This is a genomic window from Pseudomonas sp. dw_612, from assembly GCF_018449725.1.
Lineage (GTDB): Bacteria > Pseudomonadota > Gammaproteobacteria > Pseudomonadales > Pseudomonadaceae > Aquipseudomonas.
This window is the reverse complement of the sequence record NZ_JAAVVC010000003.1, coordinates 480863-494764: the sequence shown is the minus strand read 5'-3', so window position 1 is coordinate 494764 and position 13902 is coordinate 480863. Positions and strand designations below refer to the sequence as shown.

14 protein-coding genes are annotated in these 13902 nt (G+C 60.4%); 6 read left to right on the top strand and 8 right to left on the bottom strand.

Annotated elements, in window-relative coordinates; genetic code table 11:
* Positions 1–25: 25 nt before the first annotated feature.
* The 3 genes from HB680_RS07935 to HB680_RS07925 form a co-directional block, all read right to left on the bottom strand.
* Positions 26–955, bottom strand: coding sequence for an SdiA-regulated domain-containing protein (locus tag HB680_RS07935; RefSeq protein WP_213937950.1), 930 nt, complete (start codon positions 953–955; stop codon positions 26–28).
* A gap of 250 nt (positions 956–1205) precedes the next feature.
* Positions 1206–1871 carry a fumarylacetoacetate hydrolase family protein gene (locus HB680_RS07930; protein ID WP_213937949.1) on the bottom strand — a complete coding sequence of 222 codons (666 nt, stop codon included), beginning with the start codon at positions 1869–1871 and terminating at the stop codon, positions 1206–1208.
* A 21-nt stretch (positions 1872–1892) separates the two neighbouring features.
* Positions 1893–3287 (bottom strand): FAD-binding oxidoreductase, encoded by a 1395-nt coding sequence (locus HB680_RS07925; protein ID WP_213937948.1) that lies wholly within the window; start codon positions 3285–3287, stop codon positions 1893–1895.
* 204 nt (positions 3288–3491) lie between these two features.
* Here HB680_RS07925 and serA point away from each other — a divergent pair, with 204 nt between their 5' ends.
* Positions 3492–4721, top strand: coding sequence for a phosphoglycerate dehydrogenase (gene serA / locus HB680_RS07920; protein WP_213937947.1), 1230 nt, complete (start codon positions 3492–3494; stop codon positions 4719–4721).
* A gap of 62 nt (positions 4722–4783) precedes the next feature.
* Here the strand turns inward: serA and HB680_RS07915 are convergent, their stop codons facing one another.
* On the bottom strand, positions 4784–5209 hold the full coding sequence (locus HB680_RS07915; RefSeq protein WP_213937946.1) for a DUF4399 domain-containing protein: 426 nt from the start codon (positions 5207–5209) through the stop codon (positions 4784–4786).
* A 135-nt stretch (positions 5210–5344) separates the two neighbouring features.
* Between HB680_RS07915 and HB680_RS07910 the strand changes: the two genes are divergently transcribed.
* Entirely contained in the window at positions 5345–5932 is a 588-nt protein-coding gene (locus tag HB680_RS07910) for a transporter substrate-binding domain-containing protein (RefSeq protein WP_213937945.1), read from the top strand.
* Between the two features lie 238 nt (positions 5933–6170).
* Here HB680_RS07910 and HB680_RS07905 read toward each other — a convergent pair whose 3' ends face one another.
* Together HB680_RS07905 and HB680_RS07900 are read right to left on the bottom strand one after the other, a co-directional pair.
* Positions 6171–6656, bottom strand: a complete 486-nt coding sequence (locus HB680_RS07905; protein ID WP_213937944.1) for a DUF523 domain-containing protein — start codon at positions 6654–6656, stop codon at positions 6171–6173.
* 2 nt (positions 6657–6658) lie between these two features.
* Positions 6659–7291 (bottom strand): 2OG-Fe(II) oxygenase, encoded by a 633-nt coding sequence (locus HB680_RS07900; RefSeq protein ID WP_213937943.1) that lies wholly within the window; start codon positions 7289–7291, stop codon positions 6659–6661.
* A 108-nt stretch (positions 7292–7399) separates the two neighbouring features.
* On the opposite strand from HB680_RS07900, the gene HB680_RS07895 reads away from it, so the two are divergent.
* Positions 7400–8152 carry a DUF2059 domain-containing protein gene (locus HB680_RS07895; RefSeq protein ID WP_213937942.1) on the top strand — a complete coding sequence of 251 codons (753 nt, stop codon included), beginning with the start codon at positions 7400–7402 and terminating at the stop codon, positions 8150–8152.
* A gap of 113 nt (positions 8153–8265) precedes the next feature.
* Here HB680_RS07895 and HB680_RS07890 read toward each other — a convergent pair whose 3' ends face one another.
* On the bottom strand, positions 8266–9213 hold the full coding sequence (locus HB680_RS07890) for an alpha/beta hydrolase (RefSeq protein WP_213937941.1): 948 nt from the start codon (positions 9211–9213) through the stop codon (positions 8266–8268).
* A gap of 96 nt (positions 9214–9309) precedes the next feature.
* Here HB680_RS07890 and HB680_RS07885 point away from each other — a divergent pair, with 96 nt between their 5' ends.
* Together HB680_RS07885 and HB680_RS07880 are read left to right on the top strand one after the other, a co-directional pair.
* Positions 9310–9888 carry a DUF6436 domain-containing protein gene (locus HB680_RS07885; protein ID WP_213937940.1) on the top strand — a complete coding sequence of 193 codons (579 nt, stop codon included), beginning with the start codon at positions 9310–9312 and terminating at the stop codon, positions 9886–9888.
* 103 nt (positions 9889–9991) lie between these two features.
* Positions 9992–12403, top strand: coding sequence for a penicillin acylase family protein (locus HB680_RS07880; RefSeq protein WP_213937939.1), 2412 nt, complete (start codon positions 9992–9994; stop codon positions 12401–12403).
* A gap of 81 nt (positions 12404–12484) precedes the next feature.
* On the opposite strand, the gene HB680_RS07875 is transcribed toward HB680_RS07880, so the two are convergent.
* Positions 12485–13390: an AraC family transcriptional regulator gene (locus HB680_RS07875; protein ID WP_213937938.1), complete on the bottom strand. Its 906-nt coding sequence runs from the start codon at positions 13388–13390 to the stop codon at positions 12485–12487.
* Between the two features lie 110 nt (positions 13391–13500).
* Here HB680_RS07875 and HB680_RS07870 point away from each other — a divergent pair, with 110 nt between their 5' ends.
* Positions 13501–13842: a carboxymuconolactone decarboxylase family protein gene (locus HB680_RS07870; RefSeq protein ID WP_054044554.1), complete on the top strand. Its 342-nt coding sequence runs from the start codon at positions 13501–13503 to the stop codon at positions 13840–13842.
* The last annotated feature ends 60 nt before the right edge of the window (positions 13843–13902 follow it).

The window sequence follows — 13902 nt, the reverse complement described above, 5'->3', positions numbered from 1 at the left end:
CCGCGCGCCAGCCTCAAGCTGTAGGCTATTTCTGTTTTTCGAAGCGATAAAACAGATTCGGCTCGCTGACCATGTACAGCGTGCCAGCTTCGTCCATGGTCACGCCTTCGGCGCGGGGAATGGTGTTTTTCAGGCCGTTGAAACCGCCCAGCAGGGTCATGAAGCTGACCTGCTCGCCCTTCTCGTCCAGCTCCAGCAGCAGGTGCGAGTCGGCGGACAGCACCAGGGTATGACCGGTACGCGGGTCGATGGCCAGGGCCGACAGGTTGCGGATGTCCAGTTCGTTACTGGCCAGTTTCTGTTTATCGCCCTTGAGGGTCTGGCTGCCATCGCTTTTCCAGCTGAACAATGCCGGCGGGCGCTCTTCGCCGAGCAGCAGTTGCTGATTGCGCGGATCCCAGACGATGGCTTCGAACGCTTTATTCTGGTCTTTCGACGGACCCAGATCATATTTAGGGAAGTTGTTGATGTTCAGTTCGCGGGTGTCGGCATCGACCTTGACGATGGAGAGCATGTGCTGGCGCTCATCGGTAATCGCCAACAGACCATTGCCCATGACGGTCACGCCTTCCGGATTGCTCCAGCCCACCAGCGGCATCTTGCGCAACACGTCGCCTTGCAGCGTCAGTTCGGCCAGGAACGGATTCTTGCCCATGACCGAAAACAGGGTTTTGCTCTGCGGATCGTAGGCCAGGTCCGAGGCTTCATCCTTTTCCATCCCCGACAGCGGCTTGGCATCGATCACCGCACGGTAATCCGGCAGCCAGACACTTTGCTGGCGCTCGGCCGGGCTTTCGAAACGCTCCAGGACCCAGAGCACGCCGCGATCGTCCCAATGCATCGCAAACGCCAGGCCATAACCCGCCACAACCGCCAGCAACAGCCAGTAATACCAGCGCAGGAGAAAACGTGGACGACGAGAGGTGTGCAGAGTCGGGAGCGGTTGCGTTGCCATCAGGGGATGCGTTCCAGAAATTCAGGCTAAGGGTAATAGCACAAACGGGCAGGCTCAGACGCCAGGAACCGCGGAATTATCCAGACAGGATGTGAAAAAAACGGGAAATGGCGGGAAAGCCCTTTTCAGGGCATCCCCAAAACCAATGTGGGAGCGGGCTTGCTCGCGAATGCGGTGGTTCAGTCAACATCATCGTCGAATGACACGCCGCTTTCGCGAGCAAGCCCGCTCCCACAGGGTTTTGTGTGAATCAGCGAACGCTGCTGGTGAAGCTGCTGGCGCCGGTCAATTCCAGCACGATGTCGTCACCGACATTCAGCGGGCCAACGCCCACTGGCGTGCCGGTCAGGATCACGTCCCCGGCCTGCAGCGAGAAGCAGCCGGCCATGTACTGGATCATCGGCACGATCGGGTTGAGCATGTCCTTGCTGTTGCCATCCTGGCGCACTTCGCCGTTGATGGTCAGGCGGATGCCGATGTCGGTCAGGTCGGCGAAGGTGCTGCCGACCACGAACGGCGCAATCACCGCCGCGCCGTCGAAGGACTTGGCGATTTCCCACGGCAGGCCTTTGGATTTCAGCTCGGCCTGCTTGTCGCGCAGGGTCAGGTCCAGGGCCGGGGCGAAGCCGGAGATGGCATCCAGTACTTCTTCACGGCTCGGCTTGGTCGACAGTGGCTTGCCGATCAACACAGCGATTTCCGCTTCGTAGTGCACCGAACCACGTTCGGTCGGAATGGCAAAACCGCCTTCCAGCGGCACCACACAACTGCCCGGCTTGATGAACAGCAGTGGCTCGGTAGGGACCGGATTGTCCAGTTCCTTGGCGTGTTCGGCATAGTTACGGCCGATGCACACCACTTTTCCCAGCGGGAAGTGAATCCGCGTACCGTCGACATACTGGTGCTGATAGCTCATTACCGACTCCTGCTCGTTGATTCAAACAGCGAAAATTTTGCCCGGGTTCATGATGCCGTTCGGGTCGAATACCGCTTTGACGGCTTTCATGTACTCGATCTCGACCGGCGAGCGGCTGTAGGTCAAGTAGTCACGCTTGGTCATGCCCACGCCGTGTTCGGCGGAAATCGAACCGTTGTACTTCTCGACGGTTTCGAACACCCACTTGTTGACGGTCGCGCACTTGGCGAAGAACTCGTCCTTGCTCAGGTTTTCCGGTTTGAGGATGTTCAAATGCAGGTTGCCGTCGCCGATGTGGCCGAACCAGACGATTTCGAAATCCGGGTAGTGTTCGCCGACGATCGCGTCGATTTCCTTCAGGAACGCCGGGACTTTCGAAACGGTGACCGAAATGTCGTTCTTGTATGGCGTCCAGTGGGAAATGGTTTCGGAAATGTACTCGCGCAGCTTCCACAGGTTTTGCAGTTGGGTTTCGCTCTGGCTCATTACGCCGTCCAGCACCCAGCCCTGCTCGACGCAGTGCTCGAAGGTTTCGAGGGCATGGTTGGCCACTTCTTCGGTGGTCGCTTCGAATTCCAGCAGCGCGTAGAACGGGCAATCGGACTCGAACGGCGCCGGCACGTCGCCACGGCCCATGACCTTGGCCAAGGCTTTATCGGAGAAGAATTCGAACGCGGTCAGGTCCAGTTTGCTCTGGAACGCGTGCAATACCGGCATGATCGAGTCGAAATCGGCGGTGCCGAGGACCATCGCTGTGAGGTTTTTCGGCGCGCGGTCCAGGCGCATGGTCGCTTCGACCACAAAACCGAGGGTGCCTTCCGCGCCGATGAACAGCTGACGCAGGTCGTAACCGGTGGCGTTCTTGATCAGGTCGCGGTTCAGTTCCAGCACATCGCCCTTGCCGGTGACGACTTTCATGCCAGCCACCCAGTTGCGGGTCATGCCGTAGCGAATCACCTTGATCCCGCCGGCATTGGTGCCGATATTGCCGCCAATCTGACTGGAACCGGCCGAAGCGAAGTCCACCGGGTAGTACAGGCCTTTTTCTTCGGCGACGTTCTGCAAATGCTCGGTGACCACGCCCGGCTGACAAACGGCGGTGCGGTCAGTGAGGTTCACGTCGAGAATCTGGTTCATGTAGTCGAACGACACAACCACTTCGCCATTCGCGGCCACGGCAGCGGCGGACAACCCGGTACGACCGCCGGACGGCACCAAGGCAACCTTGTGCTCGTTGGCCCAGCGCACGATGGCCTGGACCTGCTCGGTGGTCTTGGGGAACACGATGGCCGTGGGGGCCGGGGCGAAATGCTTGGTCCAATCCTTACCGTAAGCATTCAGGGAGTCGGCATCGGTCAGTACCTTGCCAGGCTCAACCAGGGTCTTCAGCTCTTCAATCAGGGCAGGATTGGTCATCGACAGAACTCTCGAACAATTCATGGTCATCCTGAGAACGCTTCACGTCGCAGGAATGAGTGTTTAGCGGGGTGCGTATGCTAGCATACCGACCCCGCAGGGTAGTGCCCAAGGGCTATTCTGCGGTGACGGCTTTCTTGCCGTCCGGGTCAGCGTCTGCTGGCTATTTCCTGCCATTTTTCTCCGGGATACAGGTTTACGCAGATGAGCAAGACTTCTCTCGATAAGAGCAAGATCAAGTTCCTTCTTCTCGAAGGCGTCCACCAATCGGCTGTCGACGTTCTCAAGTCGGCGGGCTACACCAGCATCGAGTACCTCACCGGTTCTCTGCCGGAAGCCCAGCTGAAGGAAAAGATCGCTGATGCGCACTTCATCGGCATTCGCTCTCGCACTCAACTGACCGAAGAGATCTTCGATCACGCGAAGAAGCTCGTGGCTGTAGGGTGTTTCTGCATCGGCACCAACCAGGTTGACCTGAACGCTGCCCGCGAACGCGGTATCGCGGTGTTCAACGCGCCGTACTCCAACACCCGCTCCGTGGCTGAGCTGGTACTGGCCGAAGCGATCCTGTTGCTGCGCGGCATCCCTGAGAAAAACGCTTCCTGCCACCGTGGCGGCTGGATCAAGAGCGCGGCCAATTCCTTTGAAATCCGTGGCAAGAAGCTCGGCATCGTCGGTTACGGCTCGATCGGTACGCAGTTGTCGGTCCTGGCCGAAGGTCTGGGCATGCAGGTGTTCTTCTACGACACCGTGACCAAGCTGCCATTGGGCAACGCGACGCAGGTTGGCAAGCTGACTGATCTGCTCGGTATGTCCGACATCGTCACCCTGCACGTTCCGGAAACCGCAGCCACCCAGTGGATGATCGGCGAGAAGGAAATCCGCGCCATCAAGAAGGGCGGCATCCTGATCAACGCCGCTCGCGGCACCGTGGTTGAACTGCAAGCCCTGGCAGACGCGATCAAGGACAAGCACCTGATCGGCGCCGCTATCGACGTATTCCCGGTGGAGCCGCGCTCCAACGACGAAGAGTTCGAGAGCCCGCTGCGTGGCCTGGACAACGTGATTCTGACCCCGCACATCGGTGGTTCCACCGCTGAAGCGCAAGCCAACATCGGTCTGGAAGTGGCAGAAAAACTAGTCAAGTACAGCGACAACGGTACGTCCGTGTCGTCGGTGAACTTCCCGGAAGTGGCCCTGCCGGCTCACCCTGGCAAGCACCGTCTGCTGCACATCCACGAGAACATTCCGGGTGTGATGAGCGAGATCAACAAGGTCTTCGCCGAAAACGGTATCAACATCTCCGGTCAGTTCCTGCAGACCAACGAGAAAGTCGGTTACGTCGTGATCGACGTCGACGCCGACTACTCGGAAATCGCTCAGGAGAAACTGCAGCACATCAACGGCACCATTCGTTGCCGCGTATTGTTCTGATAGCGATTTGAGCGACAAAAAAAGGAGACCTTCGGGTCTCCTTTTTCATGGGCGCTACACTGTCATTTAACGTTGACGGTGATCTTCTTCGACACGATCGGCGGATCGAACGGCATATGGCCGCTGTCACCCAGTTCCAGTTGCAAGGTGTGCTTGCCCGGGGCCAGTTTGATCTCGGTCTGGGTCTGCGCCTTGCCGAAGTGCATGTGGTTGGCGTCCAGCGGAATTGGCGCGCCGGCGGCAGGCAATTCTTTTACATCAATCAGCAAATGGTGATGACCGGTGTTTTTGGTGACATCGCCAGCCGGGGCGAGGGCCACGTCCTTGACACCGAATTTGACGGTAAAGGTTTCCGGGACAGTCGCGCCGTCTTCGGGAGATACGATGAACACTTGCGCACCCTTGGGCGCCGGAGTCGCGGCGCTGGCCAGCACCGACACACCCATCAACAGGCCAGCCAATGCTGCTCGTGACATAAACGTTTTCATTCTCTTCTCCAGTTTTTCCATAAAATCCGCGTGGCCGAGACAACTTCACGGCCATTCGTTGTCGAAGGACCTCGACAACCATAGCAAAGCGAGCCTGAACCAGAGCATCGCGATAATGAATTCAAAGGAGTGACCATGCGTTTTTTGCCTGGCCTGATCTGCCTGCTACCCCTTTTGAGCCCTTTGGCTCATGCCGAACTGATTGACGACGTGTACGACCGTGGCGAATTACGTATTGCTCTTGAGGCTAATACACCGCCCTTCAATTTCAAGGACGACGGCAAACTGACCGGGTTCGAGGTCGAGCTGGGTCAGCTGCTGGCCAACGAACTGGATGTGCGGGCCGACTTCGTCGTTACAGACGCCAGCGATCTGCTGCCAGGTGTTGAAACCGGCAAGTACGACGTTGCGATCAACCACATAGCAATGACCGCGGATCTGAAGGATCGTTTCGACTTCAGCGAACCCTACAGCCACACCGATGCGCAATTGATCGCGCACAAAGAAGAGCCACCGCAGTCGATGCTGCTGGTGCAAACGCTGAAGGAAGAGGCGCCGAAGGCCAGCGAGCCGGTGAGCCTGGCGATTCCGTTCCAGAAAGGTAACCCGGCGTTCCACGCCAGCCTCGACAACGCGTTGCAGCGGATCAAGGCGGATGGTCGGCTGGAGGCGTTGACGCAGAAGTGGTTTGGGGTGGATACGAGCGTGGAGCCAAAGCCCTGAGATTTTTGAGGCCTTTAGATCCACCCCTCACCCCAACCCTCTCCCCAGAGGGGAGAGGGGAAAGGGAGCCGATCTCCATGGTCTTCAAGGCCTGAGTTCGGCGTTTGATCGCAGTAGACCTGCTTTTTTCAAGACTTGAGTTCAACTCGGTAATTCAGGTCGATGTAGCTCCAAGGACAACTCGGTCAGTCCCCTCTACCCTCTGGGGAGAGGGTTAGGGTGAGGGGTGGATTCAGGATCAGCTCAAAGCTCTCAAAGCCAGCGCCGCCTCAATCAACTCCAGCTCACTAAACACTTGAACGCCGTGGCGCTTGAGCAACGCCGCCGTCACGCCTTCTCCGCTGATCTTCACACCACTGAAGCTCCCGTCATACGTCAGCAAATTCCCGCACGACGGGCTGTTGGCCTTCAAGACCGCAATCCGGATGCCGTGTTTCTGCACCAACTCCAACGCCTGATAAGCCCCCGACAGAAACTCCGCGCTGACGTCCTCGCCCTCGGTGGTGATCACCGACGCCTGCCCATCCAGCACGTCACCACCCTGCCCACCCGGAATCTCCGCCGCCGCCCTTGGCGTCGGCAAGCCACCCGCGACTTCCGGGCACAACGGCACGACCCGGCCCTCGGCGAGCCATTGGTCCAACAGATCAAACGGTCCACTCGCCCCGCCGTCGTAACGTACGCGATGGCCCAGCAGGCAGCGGCTCACCAGAATCTTTTGCATGATCAGAACGGCTCGTTACCGCGACGGCGGAACCAACCGGTCAACGACAGGCGATCCCGGGTGGCGGGCAGGACTTCGTGGGGCACTTCGCCCGACAGGAACACCACCAGGCAGCCTCCGGTGGGTACCACGTTGTGTTCGACGCCGTCCTTGAGGTACATGCGCAGGTCGCCGCCGTGTTCGGGCAGCCAGGCGTCGTTGAGGTAGATGACCGCCGAGACCATGCGCCGGTCATCGTCGCGAAAACGGTCCACGTGCTTGAGGTAGAACGCACCGGGCGGGTACAGGGCGAAGTGGCTTTCGAAATCCTCCAGGCCGAGGAACAACCCGCGATTCATGGCCTCGCGCAGTCTGTCCATCAAGCTCAGGTAGCGGTCGCAGGACTCTGTTTCACCGGGTTCGAGCCACTGAATGTGATCGCCCCGGATCCCTTCACGAATCTCCGATGTCGGCCCGCGCCCCACCGCCGCCGGGGCCAATTCACCCTCGGTTGCACGTTTACGGCACTCAGCCGCCAACTGCCGGGTCAGATCCAGAGGCAGGAAAATATTCTGCTGCGACCAGCCCCGTTCGGCCAAGTCGTCGACGATACGTAACAGCAGCGGGTGATCAGAGGGTATTTGCATGGCGCGCATAGTATTCCTGTGCCTGCAAATCCGACAGAGCCGCGCAGCGGGCTGATACGAATTCTCGACAAGTTCTTGTACCGCACGGAGAATAGTCGCCTGCCGACAGGAGTCCCTATGCGCCGTTTGCTTTTTTCACTGTTGATGTTCTGTGTTTTGCCCGCTTGGGCAGACGGCCACGACCAGTTGTACAAGGTCGCCGGTTGGCCAGATCAACGCGCGCATTTCAACGACGCCCTCTCTGCCGCTCAGCAGCGCTACCAGAACAGCCTGCCGCCCGCTGTGTTTCAAGCTCTGGTCAACAACAGCAATCAGCGCTTCGCCCCCCAGGCCATGGACCAGCGCGCCGAAGCGCAACTGCGCAAGACCCTCGCCGACCCGAAACCGGCCCTCGCGTTCTTTCAAACACCACTGGGCAAGAAAATCGTCGCCGCCGAATTGCTGGCGACCCGGCGCGATCAACTGGCGAAAAACGCCAAGGGCTTGCCCAAGATTGAAGCCAGCGACACCCGCCTGCTGATCATCGGTCACCTGGCCCAGGCGTTGCCGGCTCGCGAGGCCGGCGCTGAAGTGACCCTGGCGATTGCCGGTGTCGCGGCGGACAGCTTGAGCTCGATGATCCCCGGATTGCTCGGTGGCGGTCAGGCCCCCGGAATGTTAAACGGTCAGCGCCAGCGCTTGATGGACCAGATTGGCGCCGACCTCAACAACACGCTGCTGTATGTGTATCGCGACTTGTCGGATAACGAACTGGAAGAATTCGCCACGTTTGCCGAGTCGGATGAGGGCAAGGCGTATTACCAGGCAGCGCTGGCGGCGATTCGGGCGGGGTTGGCGGTGGGGCAAAATACATCGAACCCGAGCCAGTGATTTTTGGCGCCTGATAGATCGCCTTCGCGAGCAAGCCCGCTCCCACAGGGTTTTGTGAACGCCCGAGATCCAATGTGGGAGCGGGCTTGCCCGCGAAGAGGCCCTTACAGGCGCTAAAGATTCCGGCCTTTGATCCGCTTGCTCAAAAACCCGAAATACTCCTCCCGCAACGCCACCGTCTCATTCGCCAAATGATGACGCGCCTGCGGCAACATCAACACCTGCGGCCGATCAAACTTGGCCTTCAACACCTCAAGGTTGTGCTCCCAATCCACCGTCATGTCCGCCTGCCCCTGCACGATCAGCGGCCGTCGCGGACTGTTCTTCGCCGCCTCAATGCGTTTGATCCAGCGCCCCAACGCCCCCACCCACGCCGTAGGCAAACGCAACGGTTGCAGCGGATCGGCCTGCAGGAACGGCAGGAACGCCGGGTCGTTGGAGTTCTCGCTGAAGCGCCGGGCGATGCCTTTGACGAAGGGTTTGAGCAGGTAATAACTCAACTGCGACCAACCCCAGGCCCGTGGTCGAATCAGCGGTGACAACAGGATCACCTGCCCCTGGGCCGGACTGTCCGCCCCTTGGCTGAGCACATGATCGATCACAATCGCGCCGCCGGTGCTCTGCCCGCTCAGGTGCCAGGGCTGCGGTAAATCCAGGGACCGCGCCTCGGTGAACAAGCCTTGCAAGGTGTCTTGGTACTCGGCGAAATCCTTGATGCTCGCGCGTTCGCCGCTGGACAGCCCATGCCCCGGCAAATCGCAGGCGATCACGACGAAGCCCTGATCCAGCGCCCACTCGATCACATGCCGATACAACCCGGTGTGATCGTAGAAACCGTGAAACAGAAACAGCGTCGCCTTCGCCCGCTCCGGCCACCAGACCTGGCTGACCACCTCATAACCATCCACCTGAAAACGCCCCAGACCATGGCGCAACGTGCGTCCGGGGAAATCCAGTCCATAGAACTGCTGATAGGCCAGGCCCTCCGTCGACAACGGCTGCCACTGAGCCAATGGCCGCAGGCTGGCGCGCAAATGATCGGGGTCGAAAGTGGCAGGCATGGTTATTCCAGAACGTGAAACGGACTTTATAGGCCTGCGATATTCATCTGTCGCGGCAAGCATGGCAAGCTGGGCGACCTTCGAGGATTGAAACCCATGCGTTCGGCCTACCGCACCACACTGCTTGCCAGCCTGCTCGCCCTCGTGTGCGCCGGCGTATTGTGGGCGGCTTACGACTGGTTTCAGGGTCGCTACCTGCGGGCGTTCAGCGAACACACGGCGGTGTTTTCCGGCGATCCGCTGCGCCTGCCCGACGACCTCGCCGGCCCCGGCGCCATCCGCCTCGTGCATTTCTGGGACCCGGCCTGCCCGTGCAACGTCGGCAATCAACAGCACCTCACCGAACTGGTCGAGCACTATGTACCGCAAGGCGTCGAGTTTTATGCGGTACAAAAACCCGGCAGCCACGGCCAGTTGCCCAGCACTTTGAGCAGCCTGAAAACCATCACCGTGCTGCCCGGCTCCGAGCAGATTCCCGCCAGCCCGGCGGTAGCGATCTGGGACCGCGCCGGCAAGCTTGCGTATTTCGGGCCGTACAGCGAAGGCCTGACCTGCAATTCGAGCAACAGCTTTATCGAGCCGATCCTGCAAGCCCTGAACGAAGGCCGCGCAGTCAGCGCCACCCATACGCTGGCGGTGGGTTGCTACTGCCCGTGGCCGATGGAAGTGAAGTAAGGCATTCCGGACTATTCGAGGACGGCAGTGCCCGGCACAGGAGGTCTGTGCTACATGTTTGCAGCCCACACGGGCGGCAATCGAAGAAGAACAAGGAGTCACCATGAAACGCGTCCTGACCGTACTTGCCCTGCTGATCGTCGTGCTCGCCATCGGGGTTGGCGGGTATGTCTACAGCAAGCAGCCGACGCGCCAGGGCCAGGTGGAGCTGCAACACCTGCAAGGTTCGGTGACCGTGCGCTACGACGAGCGCGGCGTGCCGCATATCCGTGCCGAAAACGAAACCGATCTCTACCGCGCCCTCGGCTACGTGCACGCCCAGGACCGTTTGTTCCAGATGGAAGCCATGCGTCGCCTCGCCCGTGGCGAACTGGCGGAAATCCTCGGGCCGAAACTGGTGGACACCGACAAACTGTTCCGCAGTCTGCGCATCCGCGAGCGCGCCGAAAGTTATGTGGCCGCCCTTGATCGCCAGTCACCGGCGTGGAAGGCCCTGCAAGCCTACCTGGACGGGATCAACCAATATCAGGACACCCACGCCGCGCCCATCGAGTTCGACGTGCTGGGCATCCACAAGCGCACCTTCACCGCTGAAGACAGCATCAGCGTCGCCGGCTACATGGCCTACAGTTTTGCCGCGGCGTTTCGCACCGAACCGTTGCTGACCTATGTGCGCGATCAGCTCGGCCCCGACTACCTGAACATCTTCGACCTCGACTGGCAGCCCAAAGGCGTACTCGCCAAGGGACACCCAAAGCCCGGCCCGGCCCTGACCGCCGGCGACTGGCAAGACCTGAACGCCCTCGCCCGCCTCAGCGAACAAGCCCTGGCCGACAATGGCTTGCCACAGTTCGAAGGCAGCAACGCCTGGGCCATCTCGGGCAACCGCAGCAAAAGCGGCAAGCCGTTGCTGGCTGGTGATCCGCACATTCGCTTCTCGGTGCCGTCGGTGTGGTACGAGGCGCAACTGTCGGCCCCGGGTTTCGAGTTGTACGGTCACCATCAGGCGCTGGTGCCGTTTGCCTTTCTTGGCCACAACCTGGATTTCGGCTGGAGCCTGACCATGTTCCAGAACGACGACCTGGACCTGATCGCCGAGAAGGTCAACCCGGACAATCCGAACCAGGTCTGGTATCGCGGCAAATGGGTGGACATGCTCAACACCGAGCAGCAGATCGCCGTGAAGGGCCAGCCGCCGGTCACGCTGATCCTGCGCCAGTCGCCCCACGGCCCGATCATCAACGACGCGCTCGGCACCGCTGCCGGCAAGACCCCAGTCGCCATGTGGTGGGCGTTTCTCGAAACACCGAATCCGATTCTCGAAGGCTTCTATCAGCTCAACCGCGCCGACACCCTGGCCAAGGCCCGCGCAGCGGCGGCCAAGGTGCAGGCGCCGGGGTTGAACATCGTTTATGCCAATGCCAAGGGCGATATTGGCTGGTGGGCCTCGGCCCTGCTGCCCAAGCGTCCGGCCGGAGTGAAACCTGGCTTCATTCTCGACGGCAGCAGCAATCAGGCGGACAAGGAAGGCTTCTACCCGTTCAGCGCCAACCCCCAGGAAGAGAACCCGTCGCGGGGCTATATCGTCTCGGCCAACTTCCAGCCGGTTTCGCCGACCGGCATGGAGATTCCCGGTTACTACAACCTCGCTGATCGCGGTCAGCAGCTCAATCGCCAGCTCAGCGACAAGAACGTGAAGTGGAGCAACGAGGCCAACCAGAAGCTGCAACTGGGCACCACCACCGCCTACGGCCCGCGTTTGCTGGCGCCATTGCTACCGGTATTGCGTGAAGTAGTGAGCGATCCGGCCGAACGCAAACTGGTGGAACAACTGGCCCAGTGGCAAGGCGACTACCCGCTCAGCTCCATCAGCGCCACGGTGTTCAACCAGTTCCTGTTCAACCTGACCGACGCGACGATGCGCGATGAGTTGGGCAATGACTTTTTTGACACCTTGCTCTCGACCCGGGTGATCGACGCCGCGCTGCCGCGCCTGGCCGCCAGCGCCGATTCGCCGTGGTGGGACAACCGCAACACCCCGGCCAAGGAAACCCGTGCCGACACGGTGAAGGTGGCGTGGCAGGCGAGCATCGCGCACCTCAAGACCGTCCTCGGTACTGATTTCGCGCAATGGCAGTGGGGCAAGGTGCATACGCTGACTCACGGTCATCCGCTGGGGGTGCAGAAGCCGTTGGACCGGATTTTCAACGTGGGCCCATTCGATGCGCCCGGCACCCACGAAGTACCGAACAACCTCTCGGCCCGGATCGGCCCGGCGCCGTGGCCGGTGACTTATGGTCCGTCGACCCGACGGCTGATCGACTTCGCCGACCCGGCCCACAGCCTGACCATCAACCCGGTCGGCCAGAGTGGCGTGCCGTTCGACAGTCACTATGACGACCAGGCTGAGGCGTATGTGGAAGGGGTTTATTTGCAGGCGCATTTCAGTGATGAAGAAGTGACGGCCAATACGCGGAGTACGTTGAAGTTGTTGCCGGCGCGGGCTGCGCCCTAAAGTCAAAAGATCGCAGCCTTCGGCAGCTCCTACAGGGGATCGCATTCCACCGCAGGCTGCGATCTTTTGATCTTCAAAAATTCATATGCCCCGCCGCACCCGCCCCGGCGCCTCCCCATAAATCTCCTTGAATTTCTTGCTGAACGCCGCTTGTGATTGATACCCCACCTGCAACGCAATATCGCTCAAGCCCAAATGTGACTGGCTCAGCAGACTGAACGCCAACTCCATCCGCACCTGTGTCAGCAACACCCACGGCGATACCCCGGCCACTTTCACAAACGCGCGCATGAAGGTCGCTCGGGACATGCTTGCCGTTTCGGCCAGGCTTTCGATGGTCCACTCATGGGCCGGATCGGCCAGCATCGCTTGCCAGGCACGGCCCAGGCGTTTGTCGCCGAGCAGCGCCAGGGTGCCACTTGCCGGGCCCAGTGTGGCCAGATGTGCCCGCAGCATCAGGGTGAACAACGCCTGGGACAACGCGTCGAGCAAGAACTTCGCCCCGGCCTGATTGCCCTCCGCCTCACCGCGCAACACCGCGACCAACGCCGGCAACGGCCCGTTGGCCGGCAGCGCACCGCTGGGGATCACCAGGTAGTGCGGCAGCGAAGCAAACAGCAGCGAGGCGCGGTTGTAATGAAAATTGCCGCAGAGCATATCCAAATCAGGGCTCGCACCGCCGATGCGATGCACCGGCAAAGCGCCCCCGCGGATGATCTTCTGCGCTGAGGGCGCGACGGTTTTTCCAGGACTGTGGATCACGTGGGGCGTGCCGCCGGGCAGCAGCAGGATATCGCCGGCACGCATGGGCAGGCGCTGGCCGTCGGGGAGTTCCACACGGCACTCGCCGGCCAACACAATGTGATAAGGCGCGATCCCCAACGCCTGTTGCTCGTGGGCCAGCGCCCAGTCGCCCTGGAACTGGCAGCGCAAGTCCAGGCTGCCGCGAACGTTGGCCAGGGTAATGAGTTTATCGATCGGATTCATTTGAGCGCATCGAGGAAATGACTGAGCGGATCGAACAAACCCGAACCGCGCCAAAGGGCAAAACTGAGCGTGTCGAAACAGTACACCCAACCCGCTCAGGAGTTAATGCAATGTTCAATAACTGGTCCGAACTGCTGCCCACCATCCAGAAAGCCTTTGGCGCACTGGGCAAGAGCAACCCGAAAATGGTCAAGGCCTACATGGCCCTCGGCGAAGCCGCTGCGGAAAATGAGGTGCTGGATGCCAAGACCCGCGAACTGATTTCCATCGCGGTGGCGATTACCACCCGTTGCGATGGTTGTATCGCAGCGCACACCGACGCGGCGATCAAGGCTGGGGCGAGTCGTGAAGAAGTGGCCGCGACCTTGGCCACCGCGATTTCGCTGAATGCTGGCGCGGCGTACATCTACTCGCTGCGTACGCTGGAGGCGTATGACTCTTTGAAAGGTTGAAACACAGTCCCTGTGGGAGCGGGCTTGCTCGCGAATGCGGTCAGTCAGTCGATATCTCTA

Excerpts from the sequence above, each read along its gene's own strand:
- HB680_RS07910 (WP_213937945.1), top strand. The coding sequence starts at position 5,345 with ATGCGTTTTTTGCCTGGCCTGATCTGCCTGCTACCCCTTTTGAGCCCT.
- HB680_RS07905 (WP_213937944.1), bottom strand. The coding sequence starts at position 6,656 with ATGCAAAAGATTCTGGTGAGCCGCTGCCTGCTGGGCCATCGCGTACGT.
- HB680_RS07875 (WP_213937938.1), bottom strand. The coding sequence starts at position 13,390 with ATGAATCCGATCGATAAACTCATTACCCTGGCCAACGTTCGCGGCAGC.
- HB680_RS07915 (WP_213937946.1), bottom strand. The coding sequence starts at position 5,209 with ATGAAAACGTTTATGTCACGAGCAGCATTGGCTGGCCTGTTGATGGGT.
- HB680_RS07900 (WP_213937943.1), bottom strand. The coding sequence starts at position 7,291 with ATGCGCGCCATGCAAATACCCTCTGATCACCCGCTGCTGTTACGTATC.
- HB680_RS07870 (WP_054044554.1), top strand. The coding sequence starts at position 13,501 with ATGTTCAATAACTGGTCCGAACTGCTGCCCACCATCCAGAAAGCCTTT.
- HB680_RS07935 (WP_213937950.1), bottom strand. The coding sequence starts at position 955 with ATGGCAACGCAACCGCTCCCGACTCTGCACACCTCTCGTCGTCCACGT.
- HB680_RS07925 (WP_213937948.1), bottom strand. The coding sequence starts at position 3,287 with ATGACCAATCCTGCCCTGATTGAAGAGCTGAAGACCCTGGTTGAGCCT.
- serA (WP_213937947.1), top strand. The coding sequence starts at position 3,492 with ATGAGCAAGACTTCTCTCGATAAGAGCAAGATCAAGTTCCTTCTTCTC.
- HB680_RS07930 (WP_213937949.1), bottom strand. The coding sequence starts at position 1,871 with ATGAGCTATCAGCACCAGTATGTCGACGGTACGCGGATTCACTTCCCG.
- HB680_RS07880 (WP_213937939.1), top strand. The coding sequence starts at position 9,992 with ATGAAACGCGTCCTGACCGTACTTGCCCTGCTGATCGTCGTGCTCGCC.
- HB680_RS07895 (WP_213937942.1), top strand. The coding sequence starts at position 7,400 with ATGCGCCGTTTGCTTTTTTCACTGTTGATGTTCTGTGTTTTGCCCGCT.
- HB680_RS07885 (WP_213937940.1), top strand. The coding sequence starts at position 9,310 with ATGCGTTCGGCCTACCGCACCACACTGCTTGCCAGCCTGCTCGCCCTC.
- HB680_RS07890 (WP_213937941.1), bottom strand. The coding sequence starts at position 9,213 with ATGCCTGCCACTTTCGACCCCGATCATTTGCGCGCCAGCCTGCGGCCA.